This window comes from Devosia crocina, assembly GCF_900116545.1.
Taxonomy (GTDB): domain Bacteria; phylum Pseudomonadota; class Alphaproteobacteria; order Rhizobiales; family Devosiaceae; genus Devosia; species Devosia crocina.
In genome coordinates this window covers 1,679,836-1,705,285 of sequence record NZ_FPCK01000001.1, presented here as the reverse complement: position 1 = coordinate 1,705,285, position 25,450 = coordinate 1,679,836, and the positions used below count along the sequence as shown (strand labels likewise).

Sequence of the window (25,450 nt, the reverse complement as noted above, 5' to 3'; positions counted from 1 at the left end):
CGGCGCCGCGCACAACAAGGAAAAAGAACCCATGGCTAAGAACCAAAGGGATGAACTCGTCTTCGTGCCTCTCGGGGGGGTCGGCGAGATCGGCATGAATATGGGCGCTTACGGCTTTGGTCCCGAGCGCTCGCGCAAGTGGATCGTGGTCGATTGCGGCGTCAGCTTCGGCGGCCCCGATCTTCCCGGCATCGAACTCATCATGGCCAATCCTGAGTTCCTTGAGGAAAATGCGGATGACGTTCTGGGCCTCGTGCTGACCCACAGCCACGAAGACCACTATGGCGCTGTGCTCGATCTCTGGCCGGTTTTCGACAAGCCTGTTTATGCAACGCCCTTTACGGCAGCCATGCTTGCGGCCAAGCGGGCAGGGGACGGTATCGTCGAAAATGTCGATGTGCGCATCATGCGTCCGGGCAAGCCGTTCACGGTCGGTCCCTTCACCATCGAACCGATCAACGTTGCGCACTCGATCCCGGAATCGAACAGCCTCCTGATCACCACTCCGGTGGGCCGCGTGCTGCATACCGGTGACTGGAAGCTCGATCCTACCCCGGTCGTCAACGCACCTACGGATGTCGCGCGCCTTCAGGCGATCGGCGATGAAACCGATCTGCCCCTGGCGCTCGTCTGCGATTCCACCAATGCGCTCAAGGATGGCGAAAGCCCGAGTGAAGCCGAAATCGGCGCAACGCTTGCTGCCCTGATCGCTGAGGCACCGCATCGCGTCGCCGTGACCACTTTTGCTTCAAATGTGGGCCGCGTCGTTTCCATCGTGCGCGCCGCCCATCAGGCAGGCCGCCAGGTTGTACTTTCGGGCCGCTCGCTCCACCGCATCATGGGCATCGCCAAGGAACTCGGGATGCTCGAGGGCCTGCCGACGCTCCATGATCAGGACGCCTACAAAACCATTGCCCGCGACAAATGCGTGCTGATCTGCACGGGCTCGCAGGGCGAGGCGCGTGCCGCCATCGCTCGCATCGCCCGTGGCGACCACCCGGTGATCGATCTCAATGCCGGCGATCGCATGATCTTCTCGTCCTGGGCCATTCCCGGCAATGAGCGCGAAGTCATCGACATCCAGAACCTGCTGATCGACAAGGGCATCGAGGTCATCACCCAGAACGACGCTCTCGTCCACGTCACGGGTCACCCGCGCCGCGAAGAGCTCCGCCGTCTTTATTCCTGGGTCAAGCCGCAGGTGCTCGTCCCGGTGCATGGCGAAGCCGTTCATCTCACAGCTCATGCCAAGCTGGGGCGCGAGGCAGGCATTCCCAATGTCTGCGAAGCCCGCAATGGCGACATGGTCCGACTCTTCCCCGAGCCGATGGCCTTCCCGTCCGAAGTGCGCACCGGCGAACTCTATCTCGATGGTCTCGTGCTCTGCACTCCGGAAGAATCAGGCGTCAAAGGTCGTCGCCGCCTCTCGTTCGGCGGCATGATCGTGGTCAGCCTTGCAGTCAATTCGAACGGTCAGGTCGTCTCCGGCCCCGATTACGTCATCGAAGGCTTGCCGGAGACCGAAGACGAGTCGCTGGTCGAAATCGTGGAAGATGCAGTTACCGGCACCATCAAGAGCCTGCCGCCCAAGCGCCGCACGGATCCCGATGTGTTCAGCTCCGCGCTGTTCAAAGCCATCCGCAACGAGGTCAACGCCTTTTGGGGCCGCAAGCCGAATGTGAACGTGTTCGTTCACCGCGTTTAGGCAGTCCGGCGCGACACATTAGCACCTGTCGCGCCGCCTCCACTTGGGTTTAGGTGTCGCCATGCAGTACGGATCGATCATCGCCGTTTTCTTTGTGGTCTGGTGGCTCACCTTTGTGGCGGTCTTGCCCATCGGCAACAAAAGCCACCACGAAGAAGAATCGACAACTCTGGTTGCCGGTGGCGATCCTGGTTCGCCTGTCGCGCCGCGCCTCGTTTACAAGATGATCCTCGCCAGCATTCTGTCGGTGCTCTTCACCGCCCTGCTGCTCTGGGGTCTCACCAACGAGACGCTCCACCACTACTGGAACCGTTAGAGGCGCGTGCGCCAGTTCCGGTCTGGCGAGCACCCGGCTTGCCTGTCCCCGGCAAAACTTTGCGGGCAGCCGAGCATGTCATCAAACCTTCAAATTCTGCCATTAGGGCTTTCGCCACAAATAAAAAAGCAGGGCCGAGGCCCTGCTTTGGTGAGTTGAATCGACAATACGTTGGTCTTAGGCACGCTTTGCGAGCGGCGGCCAACGCTCCTCCCTTGACACTGTCGATTTGCAGCGGTTGGACCGCTTTCGTTTGTTGTGGCCAGAACGTAACAACAGTTTTTCGACCTGTCACGCAGATTCTGCATAGCATGCATGCTTGAAACGTATGGACGGTTGAGGTTTGAGTGGGCATCAACAAATCCTACGAGTCGATCAGGGCAGGGGACCGAAGAACCCTCGGGCATTTTCCTCCCTCGTCCTGTGCGCCAAACCAGAATTTCGGAGTTGCCATGCGCCTTTCCCGCTATTTCCTGCCGGTTCTGCGGGATGTGCCCAAGGAGGCCGAGATCGTTTCGCATCGCTTGATGCTGCGAGCCGGCATGATCCGCCAGCAGGCCTCCGGCCTCTATTCCTGGCTGCCGCTTGGCTACAAGGTGCTGATGAAGGTGCAGCGCATCATCGAAGAGGAGCAGAACCGCTCCGGCGCGATCGAACTCCTGATGCCCACCATACAGTCCGCCGATCTCTGGCGCGAATCGGGCCGCTACGATGCCTATGGCAAGGAAATGCTGCGCATCGAGGACCGGCATGAGCGCGAATTCCTCTATGGCCCGACCAATGAGGAAATGATCACCGACATTTTCCGGACCTATGTGAAGTCCTACAAGGACTTGCCGCTCAACCTTTACCACATTCAGTGGAAGTTCCGCGACGAAGTGCGTCCCCGCTTCGGCACCATGCGCAGCCGCGAATTCCTGATGAAGGACGCTTACTCCTTCGATCTGGATAAGGATTCTGCCGTAAAGGCTTACGAGCGGATGTTCGTCGCTTACTTGCGCACCTATGCCCGCATGGGTCTCACCGCTATTCCCATGCGCGCCGATACCGGCCCCATCGGTGGCGATCTCAGTCACGAGTGGATTATTCTGGCCGAGACCGGCGAAAGCCAGGTCTTCTGCCATCGTGATCTTCTTGAGAAGCCCATCCCGCCCAAGAATGTCGACTTCCGCGGTGACTTGAAGCCCATCTTCAACGATTGGACCTCGCTCTACGCCGCCACCGAGGAGATGGTTGACCACGCCGAATACGAAGCCGCCGTTCCCGAAGACAAGCGCGTCTCTGCCCGCGGTATCGAGGTCGGCCACATCTTCTATTTCGGCACCAAGTATTCCGAACCGATGAAGGCCTCGGTCACCGGCAATGACGGCAAGGAAACCGTGGTTCACATGGGCTCATACGGCATCGGCCTGACCCGTGTCGTTCCTGCCATCATTGAAGCCAGCCACGACGAAAACGGTATCGTTTGGCCGGTCTCCGTCGCGCCCTTTGAAGCTGTCCTGATCAACCTCAAGGCAGGCGATGCTGATACGGACGCTGCCTGCGACAAGCTCTACGGCGAGTTGACCGCCGCCGGTCTCGACATGCTCTACGATGATCGCGATCAGCCCGCCGGTTCGAAATTTGCCACGGCCGATCTTGTGGGTATTCCCTACCAGATCATTTTGGGCCCCCGTGGCCTCAAAACGGGCGAAGTTGAAATCAAACATCGTAAGACTGGCGAGCGCGAGACGCTGCCGCTCGCCAATGTGGTCGAGCGCGTAAGAAGCCTGATCGAACCGCAGCGGATGAACGACATTTGAGCACCAGCGCGCAGCAGGCCCCGGCCGGCCGGTCCACCCGGCCGTTTTCCCGGTTTGAATGGATGATTGCTGCGCGCTATCTGCGCGCACGGCGTAAGGAGGCGTTTATCTCGGTGATCGCCAGCCTCACCATGGTAGGCGTTGCCATTGGCGTCGCTACCCTGATCGTCGTCATGTCGGTGATGAACGGCTTTCGCGCCGAGCTTCTGACCAAGATACTGGGGCTCAACGGCCACTTTACGGCCTTTCCCATCGAAAGCCAGTTCACCGACTACAAGGAAGCCATCGCGACGCTCGAGGAAACCGAGGGCGTCGATTTTGCCGTTTATTTCGCCGAGGGCCAGGTGCTCGCCTCCGGCCGTGGCGGCTCGACCGGCGTTTCCGTGCGCGGCATGGATGCCGAAAATCTCGAAAAACTGCCGCTCCTTTACAATTCGGCAGAGCAGGGCGGTTTCGACAGCTGGGACGAAAACGACGGCATCGCCATCGGCTACCGCCTGGCACAGACGCTCGGCGTCGGCCTTGGCGATCAGGTGCAGATCATCAATCCCGACAGCGGCGCGATGACCCCCTTCGGCTCGACGCCCCAGATCAGGTCGTACCCGGTCCGCACCATCTTCAACCTTGGCATGGTCGAGTTCGACAGCCTCTTCATGTATATGCCGCTTCAGGCAGCCCAGGACTATTTCAAGCTTTACGACGACGTCCTCAAGCCCGGTATGGACCAGCTCGACCCCATGGCGTCGGACGAAGAGATCGACGCTGCCTATGAACGCATTTATCGGGCCACGGCGGCAGAAATCTTCATCCACAACCCCGATGCCGTAGGCCAGATGCGCGAGCGCCTCGCAACGCGTACCGATATCCGCCCCTTTATCCTCACCGATTGGCAGCAGCGCAACGAGACCTTCTTTTCCGCGCTTCAGGTCGAGCGCGTCGTGATGTTCACCATCCTGTCGATGATCATTCTCGTCGCCGCGTTCAACATCATCTCGAGCCTTGTCATGCTGGTGAAGGACAAGAGCAAGGACATCGCCGTGCTGCGCACCATGGGCGCTACCCGAGGCGCAATTATGCGCATTTTCTCGATCACGGGCACCACCATCGGTGTCATCGGCACGCTGACTGGCCTTGTTCTCGGCCTCATTGTCGCCGCCAACGCGGAAACCCTGCGCGCGACGATCTCCAACACTCTTGGTGTGGCGCTGTTTCCCCCGGAGGTCTTCTTCCTCTCGGCTCTGCCGAGCAAGACTGACCCGACCGAAGTCACCGTCGTCGTCGTGCTCGCTCTTGCCCTGAGCTTCCTTGCCACGCTCTATCCGGCCTGGCGCGCCGCCCAATATGACCCCGTCGAGGCGCTGCGTTATGAGTAAGCCATTCCTGACCCTTTCCGGTGTCCATCGTCACTATGGCGAGGGCCAGACCGAGGTTCGCGTGCTCGATGCTGCCGATCTTGTGGTGCAAAGCGGCGAACTCGTCGCGCTTGTCGCCCCGTCGGGTGCCGGCAAGTCCACCTTGCTCCACCTCTGCGGCCTGCTTGAAAGTCCACAGTCGGGCGAAGTCGAGATCGTGGGCGAACCGACAAGCAAGCTGAGCGACCGCGGCCGCACGCAATTGCGCCGCACGACGGTGGGCTATGTTTATCAGTTCCACCACCTCCTGCCCGAATTCAGTGCCCTCGAAAACGTCGCCATGCCCCAGTTGATCGCAGGCAAGACACCGGCGGAAGGTCACGCACGCGCCGAGGAACTGCTCGCACTGCTGGACGTCGGACACCGGGCACACCACCGTCCCGCCGAATTGTCTGGTGGCGAACAACAGCGTGTCGCCATCGCCCGCGCCGCCGCCAATCATCCCAAGGTGATCCTGGCCGACGAGCCCACCGGCAACCTCGATCCGGGCACCAGCGACCTCGTCTTCGAGGCCCTGCAAAACCTTATCCGCGCCGAGGGCGCCGCAGCGCTGATCGCCACCCACAACCACGATCTCGCCCGTCGCGCCGACCGCATCGTGACGATCCGCGACGGCAAGGTGATTCCCCACATGGTTTAACGTTGGGCACGCCATCGCCGCTTCAACCTTGTTTTTCGTTCGGGGAAGACAAGGCGAGGGCGGCAATCAACCTTCGCGCCATTTCCATTCGGCGATGATCGTGCCTCCACGGGGGCGATTCGATGCGTCTATTTCTGGCCGGACTGGTGCTTCTCGCAGGCAGATACGCCTCACCCTGACCCTCTTCCCAGAGGGGCGAGGGGACGATGGGCGAGATTGCGTTGGTCTGGTCCGCGCCGAACCCATGGTTCCTGCGTCCCCTCGCCCCTATGGGGAGAGGGTCAGGGTGAGGGGTCTTACTTGCTTTCTCGGAACCAACAGCAAATGCACAGCCTCTTTCGTGGCGCGTACAACCACGCCTAAAAGCTTGGCTAGCCATCGCATTCACGGGTCCCCGCACCCCCACACGCTAACGATCTCCTAACGCGTTAACCCTGTCCCCGCTTTCCCCGTCGTTTTGCTGGACGAGAACGAAAGCCGAACATATAAGAACAAACAGAGAAACACGGGAGACAACCATGCTCGACTTCGTCAAGGACCTCGCTGCCTTCGTGACCCTCGGTGCCTTTACCATCGGTGCGCTCACTTGGATGGATGTTCTGGCTCACCTTGTCTGATCGCCTGTGGATTGAGGGCAGGGTGATTTGACCTCGTTCCCTCAGCCGCTAATGCTGGAAGGCAGGAGACTGATATGCGCGGCCCCGGCTTTATCCACCTTCACGTTCACTCGGCTTTTTCGCTCCTTGAGGGCGCGTTGCAGCTCGAAAACATTCTCAAGCTGGCAGCAGCCGATGCTCAGCCTGCACTGGGAATCGCCGATACCGGCAATCTTTTCGGCGCGCTCGAATTTTCCGAAAAGGCGACCAAGAAGGGCATCCAGCCGCTGATCGGCGTTGAACTCGCCATCGATTTTGCCGCAGCCGAAGAGCGCGTCAGTGAACGTGGCCATGTCGCCTGGTCGGGCAAATCCAGCGTCGTCATGATGGCGCAATCGGAGGAAGGCTTCGCCAATCTCTCGCGCCTCGTTTCCCGCGCCTATATGGAAGGCGAGAACGGCCTAGCGCGCGCCCATCTCGATTGGCTGACCCCGGATGCGCTCTCGGGCATGATCTGCCTTTCTGGCGGTCCTGAAGGCGCCATCGACATGCCCTTTGCCCATGGTCAGGACGGCAATGCCATCAGGCGCCTCGATCGCCTTGCCGATCTGTTCGGCGACCGCTTCTATATCGAGCTGCAGCGCCATGGCCGGGCCCAGGAAGCCTCCGTCGAGCCCCGTCTCGTCGACTATGCCTACCGCAAGGGCATACCCATCGTTGCGACCAACGAGCCCTATTTCAAGACCGCCAAGGAATATGAAGCGCATGATGCGCTGCTGGCGATCGCGGGCAGTTCTGTTCTGGTCCAGACCGAGCGCCGCAAGCTCAACGACCAGTATTATTTCAAGACCCGCGCGGAGATGATCGAGCTGTTCTCGGATCTCCCCGAGGCGCTTGATTCAACCATCGAAATTGCCAAGCGCGTCGCGTTCCGGCCGCGAACTCGCGGTCCGATTCTGCCCAAATTCGCCGCCGGCTCGCACGCGACCGAAGACGAGGTTGTCGCCGCAGAAGCTGCTGCCTTGCGAGAAATTTCGGTCAAGGGGCTCGATGCTCGTCTCGCCGCCCACGGCCCTGGCCCCGGCAAGACCGAAGAGGAGTATCGCGAGCGGCTCGATTTCGAGCTGAACGTCATCGAGAAGATGAAATTCCCAGGCTACTTTTTGATCGTGGCCGATTTCATCCAGTGGTCCAAGGCGCAGGGTATTCCGGTGGGTCCGGGTCGCGGCTCAGGGGCCGGATCGCTTGTGGCCTATTCCACCACAATCACCGACCTAGATCCGCTACGCTACAACCTCCTGTTCGAACGCTTCCTCAATCCCGAACGCGTGTCGATGCCCGACTTCGATATCGACTTCTGCCAGGATCGGCGCGAGGAAGTCATCGAATACGTGGTGCAGAAATACGGCGCCCAGCAGGTCGCCCAGATCATTACTTTCGGTACGCTCCAGGCTCGCGCCGTGCTGCGCGACGTCGGCCGCGTCCTCCAGATGCCTTATGGCCAGGTCGACCGGATCTGTAAGCTTGTGCCGGCCAACCCGGCCGATCCCTGGTCGATCGAGCGGACCATGGCTGAGGTGCCCCAGTTCAAGCAGATGACCGAGGATGACGAGACGGTTGCCCAGCTCGTTGAAATCGCCAAGTCGCTTGAGGGCCTGTTCCGTCACGCCTCCACCCACGCCGCCGGCATCGTCATCGGCGATCGGCCACTTCAGGAACTGCTGCCGCTTTACCGCGACCCGCGCTCCGAAATGCCGGTGACGCAGTACAATCTTAAATGGGTTGAGCCTGCGGGCCTCGTCAAATTCGACTTTCTCGGCCTCAAGACGCTGACGACCATCCAATATGCTGTGCGCATGGTAGCCCAGCGCGGCATCGAACTCGATATCGACGCGATCCCCATCGACGATGCGGCCACCTATAATCTCTACGCTCGCGGCGATACCTACGGCATCTTCCAGTTTGAATCCGCCGGCATGCGCCGGGCCTTGATGGATCTCAAGCCGGACCGCATCGAAGATCTCATCGCCATGAACGCCCTCTATCGGCCTGGTCCGATGGACAACATCCCAAGCTTCATCGACCGAAAGCACGGCCGCGAAGAGGTGGAATATCCTCACCCCAAGCTCAGCCAGGTGCTCGACGAAACCTATGGCATCATCGTCTATCAGGAGCAGGTGATGCAGATCGCCCAGCTTCTGTCAGGCTATTCGTTGGGCGAAGCCGACATGCTGCGGCGCGCCATGGGCAAGAAGATCAAGGCGGAGATGGACAATCAGCGCATCCGTTTCCGCGAGGGGTCAGGGCCCCAGGGCGTCAGCGAAGCGCTTGCCGACCAGATTTTCGACCTTCTCGCCAAGTTCGCCAATTATGGCTTTAACAAGAGCCACGCCGCCGCCTATGCCTGGGTGTCCTACCAGACGGCCTATCTCAAGCAGCACTACCCGCACGAATTCTATGCGGCCTCGATGACGCTCGACATGGCGCAGACGGACAAGCTCTCCGACTTCCGGCGGGAGGCCGGCAAAAAGGGCATCGAGGTCGTCGCTCCTTGTGTTAACGCATCAGAAGTCGTGTTTTCGGTCAAGAACGACCGGATCCATTATGGCCTCTCGGCGGTCAAGGGTGTCGGCCGTGCCGTTGCCGAGCACATCGTCGAGGTCCGCGGCAACGAGCCGTTCAAGGATCTCGGTGACTTCGCCCGCCGCGTCGATCCTAAGGCGATCAACAAGCGCACGCTTGAAACGCTGGTCAATGCCGGAGCCTTCGACGCCCTTGTGCCGCGCCGGGAGGTTGCCTTTGCGGCGATGGATCAGGTTATGGGCACCGCCCAGGCGCTGACCACCGAACGCAACGAGGGGCAATGGAACATGTTTGCCTCGAGCGAACCCGAACCCTTCCGCCTGCCCACCGGCGTCCCCGCCTGGAATTCCACCGAGCGGGCTGATCGTGAACTCTCCGCCATCGGCTTCCACCTATCGGCGCATCCGCTCGATGCCTATGCGGATCTCTTCGAACGGCTGCGCGTTCAGCGCTGGGGCGATTTCGAGCGTGCGGTCAAGGATGGCGCCTCGGCCGGCCGGCTTGCCGGCACCATCGCCTCGCGTAACGACAGGCGGACGCGAAAAGGCACGCCGATGATGATCCTGAGCCTCTCCGATCAGAGCGGCACGTTCGAAGTGATCGCGTTTTCCGAGCAGATCACCCAGTTCGGCTCGATCCTGCAACCGGGCAACTCGGTGATCCTCGAAGTCGGCGCTCAGGAGCGTGCAGAAGGCATTAGCCTCATGCTCAACGGCGCCAAGCCCATTGAAGGCGCAGCTGAAAGCATCGATCGCCAGCTGACCATATTCACCGCCGACGCCAAGGCTCTCGGGCCTGTCAGCGCCCAGCTCAAGCGCGGCGGCAATGGCACGGTGAGCTTCGTCGTCATTCGTGACGCCGGTGCCAAGGAGTACGAGATCGCGTTGCCCGGCAAATACGCCGTCTCGGCCGAAGTCGCCGGCGGTATCAAGGCCTTGGACGGCATCACCGACGTGCGGTTCAACTAGCGCTAGGTTGGGCTCTGTTTCCTTTTTCCTCTTCACCACCGGACTTGTCCCGGTGGTCCATCCGCAGCAAACTGGATTGCTCGAACAAGCCGGGGAATGAGGGGTCTAGGAGAGCGGGGGCAGAGTAGGGGCTAACCAGCTTCATCAGCCGATTCGAACGCGGAGGAGGCGAGCCCGGAGCCCATCCTCCCCCGCTCAGGGGCTTTCACCCTTGCCCCCGCGTCTCGGCGCGGGTCTATGATTGACCAATGCGTCCCGCCAGGTGTGGTTCACTGACGCTTTCGTGAGTTGTCCTGTGATCATGACCGGGCAGGGCTACGGCGTGGGTTGCGCTCCGAACGGCTTTCGCTTATATCGCCCACGCGTCCGGCACTCTAGCTGGCGCGATCTCACACACGAAGCAGGCTTTCCCAAGGGGAGCGCCATCCGGTGGCGGGCAACCGCCGCAAGGCTTCGTGGAGGTATCAACCGGTAAAGGATTTATCCAATGGCTCTGCCAGAATTCTCCATGCGTCAGCTTCTCGAAGCCGGCGTGCACTTCGGCCACCAGAAGCACCGCTGGAACCCGAAGATGGAACGCTATATTTTCGGCGTTCGCAACGACATCCACATTCTCGACCTGAGCCAGACTGTGCCGGCCCTCAGCCGCGCCCTGCAGCTCGTGTCCGACACCGTAGCCGATGGCGGTCGCGTGCTTTTCGTCGGCACCAAGCGCCAGGCCGCTCCCCTCGTTGCTGAAGCTGCCAAGCAGTCGGCTCAGTACTACGTCAATTCCCGTTGGCTGGGCGGCACGCTCACCAACTGGCAGACGATCTCGAACTCCATCGCGCGCCTGCGCGAACTGGAATCGATGAGCGAAGAAGACCTCAACCTGCGCACCAAGAAAGAGCGCCTGATGATGTCCCGCGAGCAGGAGCGTCTTGAGCGCGACCTGGGCGGCATCAAGGACATGGGCAACGTTCCCTCGCTCCTCTTCGTGATCGACACCAACAAGGAAGCCAACGCCATCAAGGAAGCCCGTCGTCTGGGCATTCCGGTCGTTGCTATCGTCGACACCAACTGCGATCCCGACGTCGTCGATTATGCCATCCCCGGCAATGACGACGCCAGCCGCGCTCTCGAGCTCTATGTCTCGCTGATCTCGCGCGCTGCCCTCGATGGTATCGGCCGTTCTTCAAGCGCACTTGGTGCTGATCTCGGTGCTGCTGCAGAAGCTCCGGGCGAAGATCTTCCGAGCGAAGGCGAAGCTGTCAACTAAGTCCGGTATTGCCGGAATCGTCTTGAACGAAACTATGCGGCCCCGCTCTGGGGCCGCCGAAAGGTGAACCCATGGAAATCACTGCTGCAATGGTTAAGCAGCTCCGCGAGTCGACCGGCGTCGGCATGATGGACTGCAAGAAGGCCCTGGCCGAAACCAATGGCGACATGGAAGCTGCCGTTGACTGGCTGCGCACCCGTGGCCTGGCCAAGGCTGCCAAGAAGGCCGATCGCGTCGCCGCCGAAGGTCTCGTGGGCGTTGCCACGGACGGCACCAAGGCTTCCGTCGTCGAAGTGAATTCGGAAACTGATTTCGTTGCCCGCAACGAGCAGTTCCAGAACATCGTCAGCAACATTGCCAAGCTCGCCCTTGATGCCGAAGGCGATGTGGTAAAGCTCGGCGAAATGCCGTTCCCCGGCGCTGGTCATTCCGTATCGGCCGAGCTGACCGAAGCGATCGCCAAGATCGGCGAAAACATGAACCTGCGTCGCACTGAAACCGTTTCGGTTTCTGATGGCGTCGTGGAAAGCTATGTCCATAACGCAGTCAAGCCAGGTCTGGGGAAAATCGGCATCCTCGTTGCCCTGGAATCGACCGGCGATAAGGCCGCCCTGTCGGCTCTCGGCAAGCAGCTTGCCATGCACATCGCCGCGACCAACCCGCTGGCTGTTCGCGCTGAAGAGCTCGACCAGGAAGTGGTTGCCCGCGAGCGCGCCATCATCCTCGAGCAGGTCAAGGAATCGGGCAAGCCCGCCGACATCGCCGAGAAGATGGTCGAAGGCCGCATCCGCAAGTACTACGAAGAAGTCACGCTCCTTGCGCAGACCTTCGTGATCGACGGCGAGACCAAGGTTGAGAACGCGATCAAGAACGCGGAGAAGGAAGTCGGCGCGCCGATCACCCTGACCAAGTTCGTGCGCTACGCCCTCGGCGAAGGTATCGAAAAGGCCGAAACCGACTTCGCTGCTGAAGTCGCTGCAACGGCTGGCGTGAAGTAAGCACGCTTTGATTCTGGCAGGCGGGCCGACTGGCCCCCTGCTGCTTGCTCTCCGGCCCGTCCGGATCGAGCTTTAATCGCCTTGTATTTAATTCCAGCGTGGCTTTGCCGTCTGTTTGTGGCATCTATGCCCAAGTTTTTCTCGGGCCATGCAGAATCGCGGCCCGCAGCTCCAACGTGAGGTCCCCATGGCGTCCGGTTACAAGCGTGTCCTGCTCAAGGTTTCGGGCGAGGCGCTGGCGGGAGATCTCTCCTTCGGCATCGAACCGTCCTTTCTTCAGGGCGTCGCCAGCCAGATCGCCGATGTTGCCCGAACGGGCATCCAGGTCGCTATCGTCGTTGGCGGCGGTAACATCTTCCGCGGCATGGCCGGCGCCGCTGATGGCACCGACCGGGTAACGGCTGATACGATGGGCATGCTGGGCACCATGATCAATGCCCTTGCTCTTTCCAATGCCATTTCGCGCCAGGGCGTCAAATCCAAGCCGTTTAGCGCCGCCACCATGCCTTCGGTGGCCGATACCTTCACCGCACGCGATGCAAAACTCGCTCTCGAGGAGGGCTTCGTCGTGGTTCTCGGCGGCGGCACTGGCAATCCCTTTTTCACCACCGATACCGCCGCAACGCTGCGCGCGATCGAGCTCGAATGCGACGTGGTGCTCAAGGGTACTAAGGTCGACGGTGTCTATTCGGATGACCCCAAAAAGAACCCCGATGCGGTCCGCTACGACCAGATCAGCTTCGATGATGTGATCTCTCAGAACCTTAAGGTCATGGATACGGCCGCTTTCGCCCTTGCCCGCGACAGCCGCATGCCGATAATCGTATATTCCCTTGACGATGATGCCGGTCTGTCCGGCATCCTAGAGGGCAGGGGAGCCTCGACCCTGGTCGGCGATCTGAGCTGACTTCGGTTCGTCCCCGCTGCACCTTTGGTGTAACAACAAGATGAGCGCGCCAGACCGAGCGGCGCCAAGCGACTGGAAGGACGACGGCCATGGCCTATGATCTGAGCGACCTCAAAAACCGGATGCAGAAATCGATATCCTCGCTCAAGGACGAACTCTCGGGTCTGCGTACCGGCCGTGCCAGCGCGAGCCTTTTGGAGCCGGTCACCGTTGATGCCTATGGCTCGCGCATGCCGCTCAACCAGGTGGCGACGGTAACCGTGCCCGAGCCGCGCATGCTTTCGGTGCAGGTCTGGGACCGCGGCATGGCCAATGCTGTGGAAAAAGCCATCCGTGACAGCGGCCTCGGGCTGAACCCGATGGGCGAGGGCCAGGTGATCCGTGTGCCGCTGCCCGAGCTTAACGAGCAGCGTCGTAAGGAACTCGCCAAGGTTGCGCACACTTATGCCGAACAGGCCCGTGTCGCTGTGCGTCATATCCGCCGCGACGGCATGGACGCCTTGAAAAAGGCGGAGAAGGACGGCGACATGAGCCAGGACGATGCGAAAAAGCAGTCCGAGCTCGTCCAGAAGGCGACCGACGAATCCGTGGCCGAGATCGACAAGATCGTGGCGGCCAAGGAACAGGAAATCATGCAGGTCTAAGGATCTGCATCACGCGCCAGGAGGGGCGTTGATGGCAAGCGAGACCGCCGCCAAGGTCATCCCGGGCTCCGGCCCGGGTTTGCGTATTCCGGTTCACCTCGGGGTGATCATGGATGGCAATGGCCGGTGGGCCAAGGCACGGGGCAAGATGCGAACCGAAGGTCACGTTCAGGGCGTCAACGCCTTGCGCACGCTCGTCCAATCCTGCATCACCCATGGCGTCGGCTATGTCACGGTGTTCAGCTTTTCTTCCGAGAACTGGACGCGTCCCCCCGAAGAAGTTTCCTTTATCTTCAATCTTCTGCGCCGCTTTGTTGCGTCCGATCTTCAGCGTCTGATCCGCAACAATGTCAAGGTGCGCATCATCGGTTCGCGCCAGGGGCTCGAGCCTTCGCTGATCCGCCTGATCGATGATGCCGAGGCCAAGACTGCGGGCAATACCGGCCTCGTGCTCTGCGTCGCCTTTAATTATGGCGGCCGCGCCGAGATTGCCGATGCCATGCGCACGCTTGCGCATGAGGTTGCGGCCGGTCGCCTCGATCCCATGTCGATCTGCGAGGCGACGATCACCAGAAGCCTTTATAGCGCCGATATTCCCGACCCGGATCTGATCATCCGCACCAGCGGAGAGCAGCGCCTGTCGAATTTCCTGCTTTGGCAATCGGCCTATTCCGAATTTGTTTTCGTGCCGGAAAACTGGCCCGATTTCGACGAGGAGAGCTTCCTGAGGGTGCTTGAGACATATTCCTTGCGCGATCGGCGCTTTGGTGGCTTGGGGTCCAGCGGAACTTGACGGAGCAAGGCACCCCTCCACCGGCACCATCCTCACCCCCGCGTCGCAACTGGGCTGATGTCGGCCCGCGTATTGTCTCCGCTTTCGTTCTGATTCTCGTCACGGCGACGGCGCTTTATCTCGGCAGCTATTTCTTTTCCGCCGTGGTCGGCGCGGTCTATGCCGGCGCCTATCGCGAGTGGGAAACCATGATTTCCCGCGCCCCCCTCGGCAATATCGGCATGATCCTTGTCGGGCTCGTTGCCCTGTCCGGACTGCTGTTTCCGCTTCTTGGGCCTCTTTCCTCGGTTCTGTGCATCGGCCTTGCCTGCCTCCTTTCCATCCGCCTTGGCCGCGAAGCGCTTGTCTGGCGCATTGCGGGCCTCTTGATTTTCGGCACGCTCATAGGCGCTGCAGTTACCATGCGGGGCGATGGTGTCGCCGGTATCTGGGCCGGGCTTCTCCTCGGCACGGTTGTCTGGATGACCGATTCCGCCGCATTCTTCACCGGCCGTCAGATCGGCGGAGAAAAGCTTGCCCCGGGCATATCGCCGTCCAAGACCTGGTCGGGCGCGCTCGGCGGCCTTGCCCTTGGCTCGGTTGCCGGGCTCGTCGTCTGGACCCTGCTGACGGATTCGCCGTGGGGGATCGGGCTGATGATCGTCGTCTCGATCAGCATCCTGGGCCAACTGGGTGATCTGGCCGAAAGCGCGGTCAAACGCCATTTCCACATCAAGGATAGCGGCCACATCATTCCCGGCCATGGCGGATTGATGGATCGGCTCGATAGCCTCACATTGGGCATTATCTTCGTCTTGATCGTCGGGGGATTGCACGGCGGATTCGGCGCGGTTGCCGAGGGACTGCTTTACTGGTAGCTGCCGCCGTCCAGGCGCTGCTGCAGCTGGGGAATGACAATGCTCGACTTTCCGCTTTGGATTCTTTCCTACATCGTTCCCTTTCTGGCGGTGCTGACGGTCATCGTCTTTGTCCACGAGATGGGCCATTTTCTTGTCGCCCGCTGGAATGGCGTTGCCGTTCACACCTTCTCGGTCGGTTTCGGGCGCGAATTGTTTGGCTGGACTGATCGGCATGGCACGCGCTGGCGCCTGTCTGCCATCCCGCTCGGTGGGTATGTCCGGTTCGTGGGCGATATGAACGCGGCCAGCGTGCCGGACACGGATTCTCCCATGTTGAAGGATCCGGCTCTTGCGCCGCATCTGTTTGTCAACAAGTCGGTCTGGCAGCGCATCGCCATTGTCGCGGCGGGACCGATCGCCAATGTCATACTCACCTTTCTCATTCTCTATGCCCTTCTGCTCGGCTATGGACGCTATACCGTTCCCGCCGTGATCGGCGAGGTCCTGCCCGGTTCGGTCGCTGAAGCAGCCGGCTTCGAGGCCGGTGACGAGATTGTCGCGGTCGATGGCTATGCCGTTCGTGGTTTCGAGGATTTCCAGCGCTTTGTGGCCACCAGTCCCGCCCGGCAGGTCGCGATCTACTATGAGCGCAATGGTGCCGTTCAGTCCCTGACCCTGGTGCCCGAAGCGGTGCAGATCGAGGATCGCTTTGGCAACAATCAACGTATCGGCCGCATCGGGGTGAGCCGCGATATCGAGGAGACCGATGTTGTTCTTTACCGGCCCGGGCCAGTCGAGGCCATCGGTCTGACGCTGGAGGAAATCCGCTTCATCATCCAGCGTACCGGGGCTTTCCTTGGCGATTTCTTTGTTGGCCGGGGCGATGTCGAACAGCTCAGCGGGCCCGTCAAAGTCGCAAAGGTGTCAGGTGAGGTTGCTACCCTGGGGGTCGTGGCGCTCATCAATCTGATGGCGCTGCTGTCACTTAACATTGGGATATTCAACCTCTTGCCTGTTCCAATGCTCGACGGCGGGCATCTCTTGTACTATTTCATTGAAGCCATTCGTGGTCGGCCTCTCAGCATGCGCGTGCAGGAGATCGGCTTCCGCTTTGGTTTTGCCCTCGTGGTGACCCTGATGGTCTTCACCTTGTTCAACGACACGGTTTTCGACCATTTTGGGATACTGCGGTAATGTTCAGTTAACCTTGGTTCGCAAGGTGTTGCACGAATACAAGCGCGCCAATGAATTGCTAACCGCGTCTGGGCTTGCCGCTTGTCCGTGGTTAAAAAAACAGTAAAACACTTCAATGGAGTTAGCTTGGGGGAGCGGCGTATGGCGATTCCCCGGGCCGGTCGCAGAAGGCAATAACAATATGATTAACCCCACCAAGCTGATGCGTGGCGCGGTTTCCGCGATCGCGATTATGGGGGCGAGCCCCATGGTTGGTGCCGGACTTCCGGTGCTGGGCGTTGCTGTCGCGCAGGCTCAGGAGCAGTTGGTTGGCTCTGTCTTGTTCGAGGGCAACCGCCGTTTCTCCGATGCTCAGCTTCTGGCGATGGTCGATCTGGCAGCGTCCGGCATCTACACGCCGCAGCGTTTGGCTGCAGACGTGGAGAGCATCCGTCTCGCGTACGATCGTGACGGTTTTATGGGCGTCACGGTCACCTCGCGCACCGAGTCGACGGCCGATGGTCGCGTCCGGGTGATCTTCCAGGTCAATGAAGGCGAGCGCGCAGGTATCGCGGCGATCAACTTCACTGGCAACAACGCGATCAGCGGCGGTAACCTCAAGGGAGCCATGCTGACTAAGGAGAGCGGCATTCTTAGCTGGCTCCTGCGCGACGACACCTATGACGAGCGCAAGCTGGCCGTTGATCGCGAGCGCATCCGTCTTTACTACGCAAATCGCGGCTATCCCGACGCGCAGGTCAATTCGGTCGCTGAGTATGACGCCGCGCGCAACGCCTATTTCATCAACTTCACCATCAATGAAGGTCAGCGCTACCGCTTCGGCAATATCGGTATCGAGACCAGCATCGACGGCCTCAACACCGAAGTTCTGCGCTCGACCGTTCAGACCGGGCAGGGTGCTCAGTACTCTGTGACCAATCTGCAGTCGACTATCGAAGACATGGCCTACGAAGCCACGGCTCAGGGTTATTCCTTTGCCGACGTTCGTGCCCGTCTTGATCGCGACGTTGCCTCCGGCACTTTCAACATCACCTATCTCGTGGATGAAGGTGCGCGCATCTATGTCGAGCGCATCAACATCACCGGCAACACCAAGACCCGCGATTTCGTGATCCGTCGCGAGCTGGCCTTCGGCGAGGGCGATCCGTTCAACCGCTCCATGGTCATTCGTGGTCGCGATGCAATCCAGGATCTGGGCTACTTCTCGGCTGTCGAAGTTACGACTGTTGCAGGCTCCTCGCCCGACAAGGTTGTCCTCAACGTCAACGTGACTGAAACCTCTACCGGTGAATACGGCGCCAGCGCCGGCTATTCCACGACCGATGGTATCCTCGGCGAAGTCTCGCTGACCGAACGGAACTTCCTCGGTCGCGGTCAGTACCTGCGTGCCGCCATCGGTGCGACGCAGTCCGGCCGCACCTTCGACTTCTCCTTCACCGAGCCCCGCTTCATGGGTCTCAAGGTGTCGGCTGGCGTTGATGCCTACCACCGTATCACAGACGAAACGACAACCACCTTCTACGGCTCGCAGACCACCGGCGGCCAGCTTCGCTTCGGTGTGCCGGTAACGAGCGCTCTGACCGCGTCGCTCTTCGGCGGCTACGAGCGCAAGGTGATCGCGGACGTCGACAACGGCGACAATAACGAGTTCCGCTCGTCGCTCGTGACCGATGGTCAGGAATTCAACAAGGCTTTCGTCGGCTACACCCTGACCTGGAACGGCCTCGACGATACGCGCGATCCGACCAACGGCCTCTACGCCACCTTCTCCCAGCAATATATCGGCTGGGATCATAACCTGCTCAAGTCCGAGGCGCGGGCGCGTTATTTCATGCCCATTATCGAGGACAGCGGCATCATCGCCAGCGTTCGCGGTCAGGCCGGTATCGTCAACAACCTCGACGACAACCCGGTTCATTCTGTGGAAGCCTTCATGCCGGGTGCAAACCTCATCCGTGGTTTCCAGAGCCGTGGCGTTGGTCCGCGCCTCACCACCGGCGAGTATCTCGGTGCCACCATGTATGCCGGCGTCTCGGCCGAGGTCGAGTTCCCGATCCCGGCTCTGCCGGAAAGCTATGGCCTCAGCGGCGCCCTGTTCGCCGATGCTGCCTGGATCGACGGCCTGCCCGGCACTGGTGTCGGTGTTCTCGATCCGAACAGCCAGGATTCGCCATGGCGTGCTTCGGTGGGTGCATCGCTCATCTGGGATTCACCGTTCGGTCCTCTGCGTGGCGACGTCTCGCACGTCCTCAACAAGTCGACGGCAGACCGCACTCAGGTCTTCCAGATCACACTGCAGACCTTGCTCTAAGCCGGTCTACGTGGAAGAAGTCATCGAGCTGCGGTGCGGTAGCACCGCAGCTCTTTGTTTTGAAGTGCGCTCATGGTTGATACCCGATTTCACCGATTTTCCGGCCCTATCGCTATTGCAGCGCTGCTCGATGAGCTTGGACAGGCCGAACTGGCTAACGGGTTGTCCGCCCCCGGCCGCATGGTGGAAGGCGTCTCGGAACTCGATTTGGCCGGTGCCGGCGACTTGGTCCTTGCCAGCCAGCCCGCTTACGCCGAAAGCCTGAGCCAGACCCGCGCGAGCTTTGCGCTTGTCGATCCCAAGCTGGTCGATCGCGTACCTGCCGGGGTCGAGGCGATCGCCTTGCCTCGTGCCCACATCCTTTTCGCTAGCATTCTCGACCGTCTTTACCCCGCCAGCACCAGGGCAATCCTGGCCGGCACGCGGGAGGATCTTGGCGCGCCTATTTTCGAGCGCGATGTCACCATCGGCTCCAATGTTGTAATCGGTGCAGGCGTCGAGATCGGCCGCGGCACCATAATCGGCGCCAATACCGTCATTGGTCCGGGTGTCACCATCGGCCGCAACTGCATCATCGCGGCCAATTGCACCATCGACTGCGCCCATGTGGGCAACGAGGTTGTTATCCATTCCGGCGTGCGCATCGGCACGGAAGGCTTCGGCTGGCTCGATCACGGCCAGGGCAACCGCAAGATCCCGCAGCTGGGCCGCGTCATCGTTCAGGACCGGGTAGAAATTGGCGCAAACAGCACCATCGATCGCGGCGCCCTGGGCGATACTGTCATCGGCGATGGTACCAAGATCGATAACCTCGTCCAAATCGGCCACAATTGCCGCATCGGCCGAAACTGTCTGATCGCCGCCATGAGCGGACTGTCCGGTTCGACCATCGTTGAAGATGGCGTGCTTATGGGCGGCGGTGTGGGCACCTCGGGACACCTGCGGATCGGCGCGGGCTCTGTGATTCACGGCCGCGCGGCCGTTACCAAGGACTGGCCCGCAGGCTCCAAACTTGCTGGAGCCCCGGCGCAAGATATAAGGGACTTCTGGCGTGAACTCGCTGTCACGCGGAAACTGGCCAAAGGAGACAAGCGGGGATGACGGAAACGGTCGTTGCTGCCACTGAACTCGATGCCATGAGCATCACCGATATCCTCAGCACTCTTCCGCACCGGTATCCGATGCTGATGATCGACAAGATCATCGAAATCGATGGTGACGATTCTGCCATCGGCATCAAGAATGTCACGGTCAACGAGCCTGCCTTTCAGGGCCATTTTCCCGGCACCCCGATTTTTCCTGGCGTTTTGATCATCGAAGGCATGGCCCAGGTCTGCGGCGCCATCGCCATCCGTCACGACTCCCGCGATGACAAGAAGAGCATCGTCATGCTGCTCGGTGTGGACAAGGCGAAGTTCCGCCGCCCCGCTGGCCCTGGCGACACGCTCGAATATCACGTCACCAAGATTCAGCGCCGCCGCAATGTCGGCCGCTATCGCGCCGAAGCCAAGGTGAATGGCTCCGTGGTCGCAGAGGCGGAGATCACCGCCATGATCTCCGAGGCCAAGGGTGACTGAGTCGACGATTCACCCCACCGCGATCGTCGCTCCGGGCGCCCAGATCGGCGCGGGCGTCAAGATCGGCCCCTTTTGCATGGTCGGCGAAAATGCTGTGCTGCATGATGGGGTGGAGTTGATTTCGCACGTCGTCGTCGATGGCCGTACGGCGATCGGAGCCGATACGCGTATCTTTCCTTTCGCCTCCGTTGGCCACCAGCCGCAGGACCTGAAATTCCATGGCGAGGAGTCGCGGCTCGAAATTGGCGCGCGCTGCACCATCCGCGAATCGGTCACCATCAATCCCGGCACCGAAGGCGGCGGCATGCTGACCAAGGTCGGCGATGATTGCCTGTTGATGGCAGGCTCGCACGTCGCTCACGATGCGATCGTGGGCAACAATGTCGTCCTTGCAAACTATGTCGGCATCGCCGGCCATGCCGTTGTCGGAGATTATGTCCGCTTCGGTGGCATTTGTGCCGTGCACCAAAAGGTGCGCATCGGCTCGCACGCCTTCATCGGCGCCCACAGCATGGTCGATGGCGACGTTATTCCCTATGGCATGGCGGTCGGCAATCGCGCGCGCCTTGCCGGGCTCAACCTTGTCGGTCTTCGGCGCGCCAGCCTGGATCGCGAAGCGATCCACCGCCTGCGTGCCGCCTATCGCATGATCTTTTCAAGCGAAGGCACGCTGCGCGAGCGGGTCGATGATGCCGCCGTCATGTTCAAGGACGAGAGCCTGGTTCAGGACGTCGTGGCCTTCATCGCCTCGGCCAAGGATCGGCCGCTGACCTTGCCGCGCGCGGATTCGGACGAGGAATAGGTGAGCCCGGCGAGCGAGCCTTTCCGGCTCTTCATTCTCGCCGGTGAACCTTCCGGCGATCGCATCGCGGCAGATCTCGTTCGGCGTCTGCGTGGAAAAACGCCGGTTACCCTGTCCGGCGTCGGTGGCGATGCACTTGCCGCACAAGGGCTTCAAACCCTGTTCGACATGAACGAGCTTTCGGTCATGGGCTGGGCCGACGTGCTGCCGCGCCTGCCCAAACTGCTTTGGCGCGCCCGCCAGGTCGCTCGAGCCATCGTCCGCGCCCGCCCCGATGTTGCGGTCCTTGTCGACGCGCAGGTCTTTTCGTCCATTGTCGCCAGGCAGGTGCACAAGGCCGCGCCCGACATCCCGGTTCTTCTCTGTGTCGCGCCCGCCGTCTGGGCCTGGAAGCCTGAGCGCGCGCAGCACCTCACGCCCCGGTTTCGCGAGGTCATGGCCGTCCTTCCCTTCGAACCCGCCTTCATGCGCGGGGCAGGGGGACCGCCAACCTCCTATATCGGCCATCCGGCATCCGCCGCCCTTGAGTCGAGGCCGGCCGTCCCCGCCTCAGGCCCGATTCTGCTTTTGCCCGGCAGTCGCGATGGCGAACTCCGCCGTCACCTCCCCTTGATGCGGAGCGTTGCCGAGCGCCTTGCGGCCCATCCGCGGGTGACCGGCTTTATCTTGCCCACGCCGCGCCGCCTCGAACAGCACCTTCGTGGTGAGGTCGAAGCTTGGCCCGTCAAGGTGGAGGTGGTCAGCGGGGAAGCGGACAAGGCATCGGCCTTCGCCAGAGCCGTCGCTGCGGTCGCCGTGACCGGCACGGTTACACTCGAGCTGGCCCTCGCCGGCGTGCCGATGGTCACGACCTATGTGGCCGACAAGGGTCAGGCGAAGCGCTGGTTCAAATACAAGGTCAAGTTCGCCTCGCTACCCAATGCCATTCTCGACGAGACCCTCGTTCCCGAAATCCTGCAGCTAGAGGCCGATCCTGCGCCGCTTGCTCAAGCCATCGAACAGCTCCTCGATGCGCCCTCGGCAAGCCAAAGCCAGCTCGATGGCTTTGCCCGCATCAGGCACCTGATGGAAGCCGGCACGGAGACTGATCCCCAGGTCGATCCCGCCGAACGCGTTCTCAGCCATCGCCCAAGCTGAAAAAGAAAGACCCCGCCGAAGCGGGGCCTTTGTTATTGTGCGCCTCGATCAGCGGCTGCCAATCGCCTGGTAGTCGCGTGCGCCCGAGCCGTTATAAAGCTGGCGCGGGCGGCCGATCTTCTTTTGCGGATCGCCGATCATTTCCTTCCACTGGCTGATCCAGCCGGTGGTGCGAGCCACCGCAAACAGCACGGTGAACATCGAGGTCGGGAAGCCGATCGCATCCAGGATCACGCCGGAATAGAAATCCACATTGGGATAGAGCTTGCGGTCGATAAAGTACTGGTCTTCAAGCGCGATGCGTTCCAGTTCCTGAGCGACCTGCAGCGTCGGATTGTTCTCGACGCCCAGAATCGCGAGCACTTCCTTGGCCGTGGCCTGCATGACCTTGGCGCGCGGATCAAAGTTCTTGTAGACGCGGTGACCAAAGCCCATCAGGCGGAACGGATCGTTCTTGTCCTTGGCGCGGGCGATGAACTCGGGAATGCGATCGACCGTCCCGATTTCGCGCAGCATGTTGAGGCAGGCTTCGTTGGCGCCGCCATGGGCAGGGCCCCAGAGACACGCAACGCCAGCAGCGATACAGGCGAACGGGTTGGCATCCGACGAACCCGACAGGCGCACCGTCGAGGTAGATGCGTTCTGTTCGTGGTCGGCATGGAGCGTGAAGATCAGGTCCATGGCGCGGGCGATCTTGGGATCGACCTTGTATTCTTCGGCCGGAACCGAAAAGCACATATGGAGGAAGTTCGACGCATAATCGAGGTCGTTGCGCGGGTACACGAACGGCTGGCCGACCGAATATTTGTAGGCCATGGCCGCGATCGTCGGCATCTTGGCGATCATGCGGATCGAGGCGATCTCGCGCTGCTGCGGATCGTTGACGTCGGTTGAGTCGTGATAAAACGCCGCCATGGCACCGACGACACCGGTCATGATCGCCATCGGGTGGGCGTCGCGACGGAAGCCGCGATAGAAATAATGCATCTGCTCGTGCACCATGGTGTGGCGCGTGACGAGCTCTTCGAATTCCTTGAACTGCTGGGCAGACGGCAATTCGCCGTAAAGCAGCAGATAGCAGACTTCGAGATAGTTGGACTTTTCGGCCAGTTGCTCGATCGGGTAGCCCCGATACAGCAGTTCGCCCTTGTCGCCATCGATATAGGTAATGGCGCTGTCGCAGGCTGCGGTCGAGGTGAAGCCAGGATCGTAGGTGAAAAGGCCAGTCTTAGCGTAGAGCGATCGGATGTCGACGACATCCGGCCCCACCGTTCCGCTCAAAATCGGGAATTCGACGGTCTGATCTCCGACGACGAGTTTGGCGACTTTTTCGGTCATTGAGCTCTCCTCGTATAACCCGGCTCCGAGGGAAGGATTTGATGAAGCCGGGCAGCACCGCAGCGGGTGCCGATTGTCGAGCGCAGAGGTATCAGTTTTTGTGCCTGAGAGGCAACCGATAGGTAAGCAGAGGTTACCCTCTGCTTACCCTGGTCTTAAGCGATTTGATCACCCAGGCGTGCCATCGATTCCTCGCGCCCGATCAGCACCATGACCTCGAAGATTCCCGGCGAAATCGTGCGGCCGGTGAGGGCTGCGCGCAGCGGCTGAGCGAGCTTGCCGAGCTTCAGACCCTTCTCTTCCGCCAGCTTGCGCATGGCCGCGTCGATCTCGGGCACTGACCAATCGGCAAGCCCCCCTAACGTTTCGGCAATGGCCGCCAGCACCGTCTTGGCTTCGGGGGTAAGCAGCGCCGATGCGGCCGCATCCGGGGTGATGGGGCGCACGGCGTAAATGAACTGGGCAAGGTCGATCAGCTCGAGCACCGTTTTGGCGCGCGGCTGCAGCTCGGGCAGGGCGGCCAGTACCGTGTTGTGGTTGTCCGCCAGGCCCTTGGCATCCTCGTCGCGGCCTACTTCCTTGGCCGTGTCGATCATCACCTGGTAGAGATAGCTCGGATCGGCCTCGCGGATATAATGGCCGTTGATGTTTTCGAGTTTGACGAAGTCGAAGCGGGCCGCACCCTTGTTGAGCGCTTCGAGGCTGAACCACTCGACCATCTGATCGGTCGAGAAGATTTCCTCGTCGCCATGGCTCCAGCCCAGACGGGCAAGATAGTTGCGAAGCGCTGCAGGCAAGTAGCCCATCTGGCGATACGCTTCGACGCCGAGCGCGCCATGACGCTTGGAGAGCTTGGCGCCATCCGGACCATGGATCAGCGGAATATGCGCCATCTCCGGCACGGTCCAGCCCATGGCGTTGTAGATGATGATCTGGCGGGCAGCATTGGTCAGGTGATCGTCGCCGCGGATGATGTGGGTTACGCCCATGTCGTGATCGTCCACCACCACCGCATGCATATAGGTCGGTGTGCCGTCCGAACGCAGGATGATGAAGTCGTCAAGATTCTCGGTCTTGAAGACGACATCGCCCTGCACATGGTCGCGCACCACGATCTCGCCGGAAAGCGGCGCCTTGATGCGGATGACAGGCGAAATACCCTCCGGTGCCTCCTTGGGGTCCCGATCGCGCCAAACGCCATTGTAGCGTGGCGGCTTGCCGGCAGCGCGCGCTTCCTCGCGCATCTGGTCCAGTTCCTCGGGCGAGCAATAGCAATAATAGGCGTGGCCCATCTTTACTAGTTCATGGGCAACCTCGGCATGGCGCGAGGCGCGCGAAAACTGGCTGATCGGTTCCCCTTCCCAGTCAAGGCCCAGCCACTTCAACCCATCGATCAGCGCCGTAACCGCAGCTTCCGTTGAGCGTTCGCGATCCGTGTCCTCGATGCGCAGCAGCATCTTGCCGCCCTTGTTCTGGGCATAGGCCCAGCTGAACAGGGCCGTGCGCGCACCGCCGATGTGAAGGTACCCAGTAGGAGAGGGGGCAAAACGAGTGACAACCTGGGACATGGCAACCGGAACGAATTGAGGAATTTCGGGGCGTGTGTAGCATAGGCGGGCTTGAGCGCAAG

At 60.9% G+C, this 25,450-nt stretch carries 20 protein-coding genes; 18 read left to right on the top strand and 2 right to left on the bottom strand.

Features of this window, described 5'->3' with window-relative positions; genetic code table 11:
- Window positions 1–31: 31 nt before the first annotated feature.
- From BM364_RS08200 to BM364_RS08115, 18 genes are all read left to right on the top strand, one after another.
- Window positions 32–1,705 (top strand): ribonuclease J, encoded by a 1,674-nt coding sequence (locus tag BM364_RS08200; protein WP_092423194.1) that lies wholly within the window; start codon window positions 32–34, stop codon window positions 1,703–1,705.
- Window positions 1,706–1,766: 61 nt separating this feature from the next.
- A complete protein-coding gene (locus BM364_RS08195; protein ID WP_092423192.1) occupies window positions 1,767–2,021 on the top strand; it encodes a DUF1467 family protein in 255 nt (84 codons plus the stop codon).
- A gap of 452 nt (window positions 2,022–2,473) precedes the next feature.
- Window positions 2,474–3,823: a proline--tRNA ligase gene (proS, locus tag BM364_RS08190; RefSeq protein ID WP_092423190.1), complete on the top strand. Its 1,350-nt coding sequence runs from the start codon at window positions 2,474–2,476 to the stop codon at window positions 3,821–3,823.
- A 62-nt stretch (window positions 3,824–3,885) separates the two neighbouring features.
- Window positions 3,886–5,196 carry an FtsX-like permease family protein gene (locus BM364_RS08185; protein WP_092423188.1) on the top strand — a complete coding sequence of 437 codons (1,311 nt, stop codon included), beginning with the start codon at window positions 3,886–3,888 and terminating at the stop codon, window positions 5,194–5,196.
- On the top strand, window positions 5,189–5,875 hold the full coding sequence (locus BM364_RS08180; RefSeq protein ID WP_092423186.1) for an ABC transporter ATP-binding protein: 687 nt from the start codon (window positions 5,189–5,191) through the stop codon (window positions 5,873–5,875). The genes BM364_RS08185 and BM364_RS08180 overlap by 8 nt, the downstream gene beginning before the upstream one ends.
- 691 nt (window positions 5,876–6,566) lie before the next feature.
- Window positions 6,567–10,022, top strand: a complete 3,456-nt coding sequence (dnaE, locus tag BM364_RS08175) for a DNA polymerase III subunit alpha (RefSeq protein ID WP_092423184.1) — start codon at window positions 6,567–6,569, stop codon at window positions 10,020–10,022.
- A gap of 487 nt (window positions 10,023–10,509) precedes the next feature.
- Entirely contained in the window at window positions 10,510–11,280 is a 771-nt protein-coding gene (gene rpsB / locus BM364_RS08170) for a 30S ribosomal protein S2 (protein WP_092423182.1), read from the top strand.
- 71 nt (window positions 11,281–11,351) lie between these two features.
- A complete protein-coding gene (gene tsf, locus BM364_RS08165) occupies window positions 11,352–12,278 on the top strand; it encodes a translation elongation factor Ts (RefSeq protein ID WP_092423180.1) in 927 nt (308 codons plus the stop codon).
- A gap of 187 nt (window positions 12,279–12,465) precedes the next feature.
- A complete protein-coding gene (gene pyrH / locus BM364_RS08160) occupies window positions 12,466–13,185 on the top strand; it encodes a UMP kinase (RefSeq protein WP_092423997.1) in 720 nt (239 codons plus the stop codon).
- 89 nt (window positions 13,186–13,274) lie between these two features.
- Window positions 13,275–13,829, top strand: a complete 555-nt coding sequence (frr, locus tag BM364_RS08155) for a ribosome recycling factor (RefSeq protein WP_092423178.1) — start codon at window positions 13,275–13,277, stop codon at window positions 13,827–13,829.
- Between the two features lie 31 nt (window positions 13,830–13,860).
- Entirely contained in the window at window positions 13,861–14,622 is a 762-nt protein-coding gene (locus BM364_RS08150; protein ID WP_092423176.1) for an undecaprenyl pyrophosphate synthase, read from the top strand.
- The gene (locus tag BM364_RS08145; RefSeq protein ID WP_175528519.1) at window positions 14,619–15,479 is read left to right on the top strand and encodes a phosphatidate cytidylyltransferase; all 861 of its coding nucleotides are present in this window, start codon (window positions 14,619–14,621) and stop codon (window positions 15,477–15,479) included. The genes BM364_RS08150 and BM364_RS08145 overlap by 4 nt, the downstream gene beginning before the upstream one ends.
- 39 nt (window positions 15,480–15,518) lie before the next feature.
- Window positions 15,519–16,655, top strand: a complete 1,137-nt coding sequence (rseP, locus tag BM364_RS08140; RefSeq protein WP_244542799.1) for an RIP metalloprotease RseP — start codon at window positions 15,519–15,521, stop codon at window positions 16,653–16,655.
- A 181-nt stretch (window positions 16,656–16,836) separates the two neighbouring features.
- A complete protein-coding gene (bamA, locus tag BM364_RS08135; protein WP_175528518.1) occupies window positions 16,837–18,966 on the top strand; it encodes an outer membrane protein assembly factor BamA in 2,130 nt (709 codons plus the stop codon).
- Between the two features lie 72 nt (window positions 18,967–19,038).
- Entirely contained in the window at window positions 19,039–20,067 is a 1,029-nt protein-coding gene (gene lpxD / locus BM364_RS08130) for a UDP-3-O-(3-hydroxymyristoyl)glucosamine N-acyltransferase (protein ID WP_092423168.1), read from the top strand.
- Window positions 20,064–20,543 carry a 3-hydroxyacyl-ACP dehydratase FabZ gene (gene fabZ / locus BM364_RS08125; RefSeq protein ID WP_092423166.1) on the top strand — a complete coding sequence of 160 codons (480 nt, stop codon included), beginning with the start codon at window positions 20,064–20,066 and terminating at the stop codon, window positions 20,541–20,543. Before lpxD ends, fabZ begins: the two co-directional genes overlap by 4 nt.
- Window positions 20,536–21,345 (top strand): acyl-ACP--UDP-N-acetylglucosamine O-acyltransferase, encoded by an 810-nt coding sequence (gene lpxA, locus BM364_RS08120; protein WP_092423164.1) that lies wholly within the window; start codon window positions 20,536–20,538, stop codon window positions 21,343–21,345. Before fabZ ends, lpxA begins: the two co-directional genes overlap by 8 nt.
- Window positions 21,346–22,482, top strand: a complete 1,137-nt coding sequence (locus tag BM364_RS08115; RefSeq protein WP_092423162.1) for a lipid-A-disaccharide synthase — start codon at window positions 21,346–21,348, stop codon at window positions 22,480–22,482. It abuts the gene before it with no gap.
- Window positions 22,483–22,530: 48 nt separating this feature from the next.
- On the opposite strand, the gene gltA is transcribed toward BM364_RS08115, so the two are convergent.
- Together gltA and gltX are read right to left on the bottom strand one after the other, a co-directional pair.
- Window positions 22,531–23,820: a citrate synthase gene (gltA, locus tag BM364_RS08110; RefSeq protein WP_092423160.1), complete on the bottom strand. Its 1,290-nt coding sequence runs from the start codon at window positions 23,818–23,820 to the stop codon at window positions 22,531–22,533.
- Between the two features lie 155 nt (window positions 23,821–23,975).
- Window positions 23,976–25,388: a glutamate--tRNA ligase gene (gltX, locus tag BM364_RS08105; protein ID WP_092423158.1), complete on the bottom strand. Its 1,413-nt coding sequence runs from the start codon at window positions 25,386–25,388 to the stop codon at window positions 23,976–23,978.
- Between the last annotated feature and the right edge of the window lie 62 nt (window positions 25,389–25,450).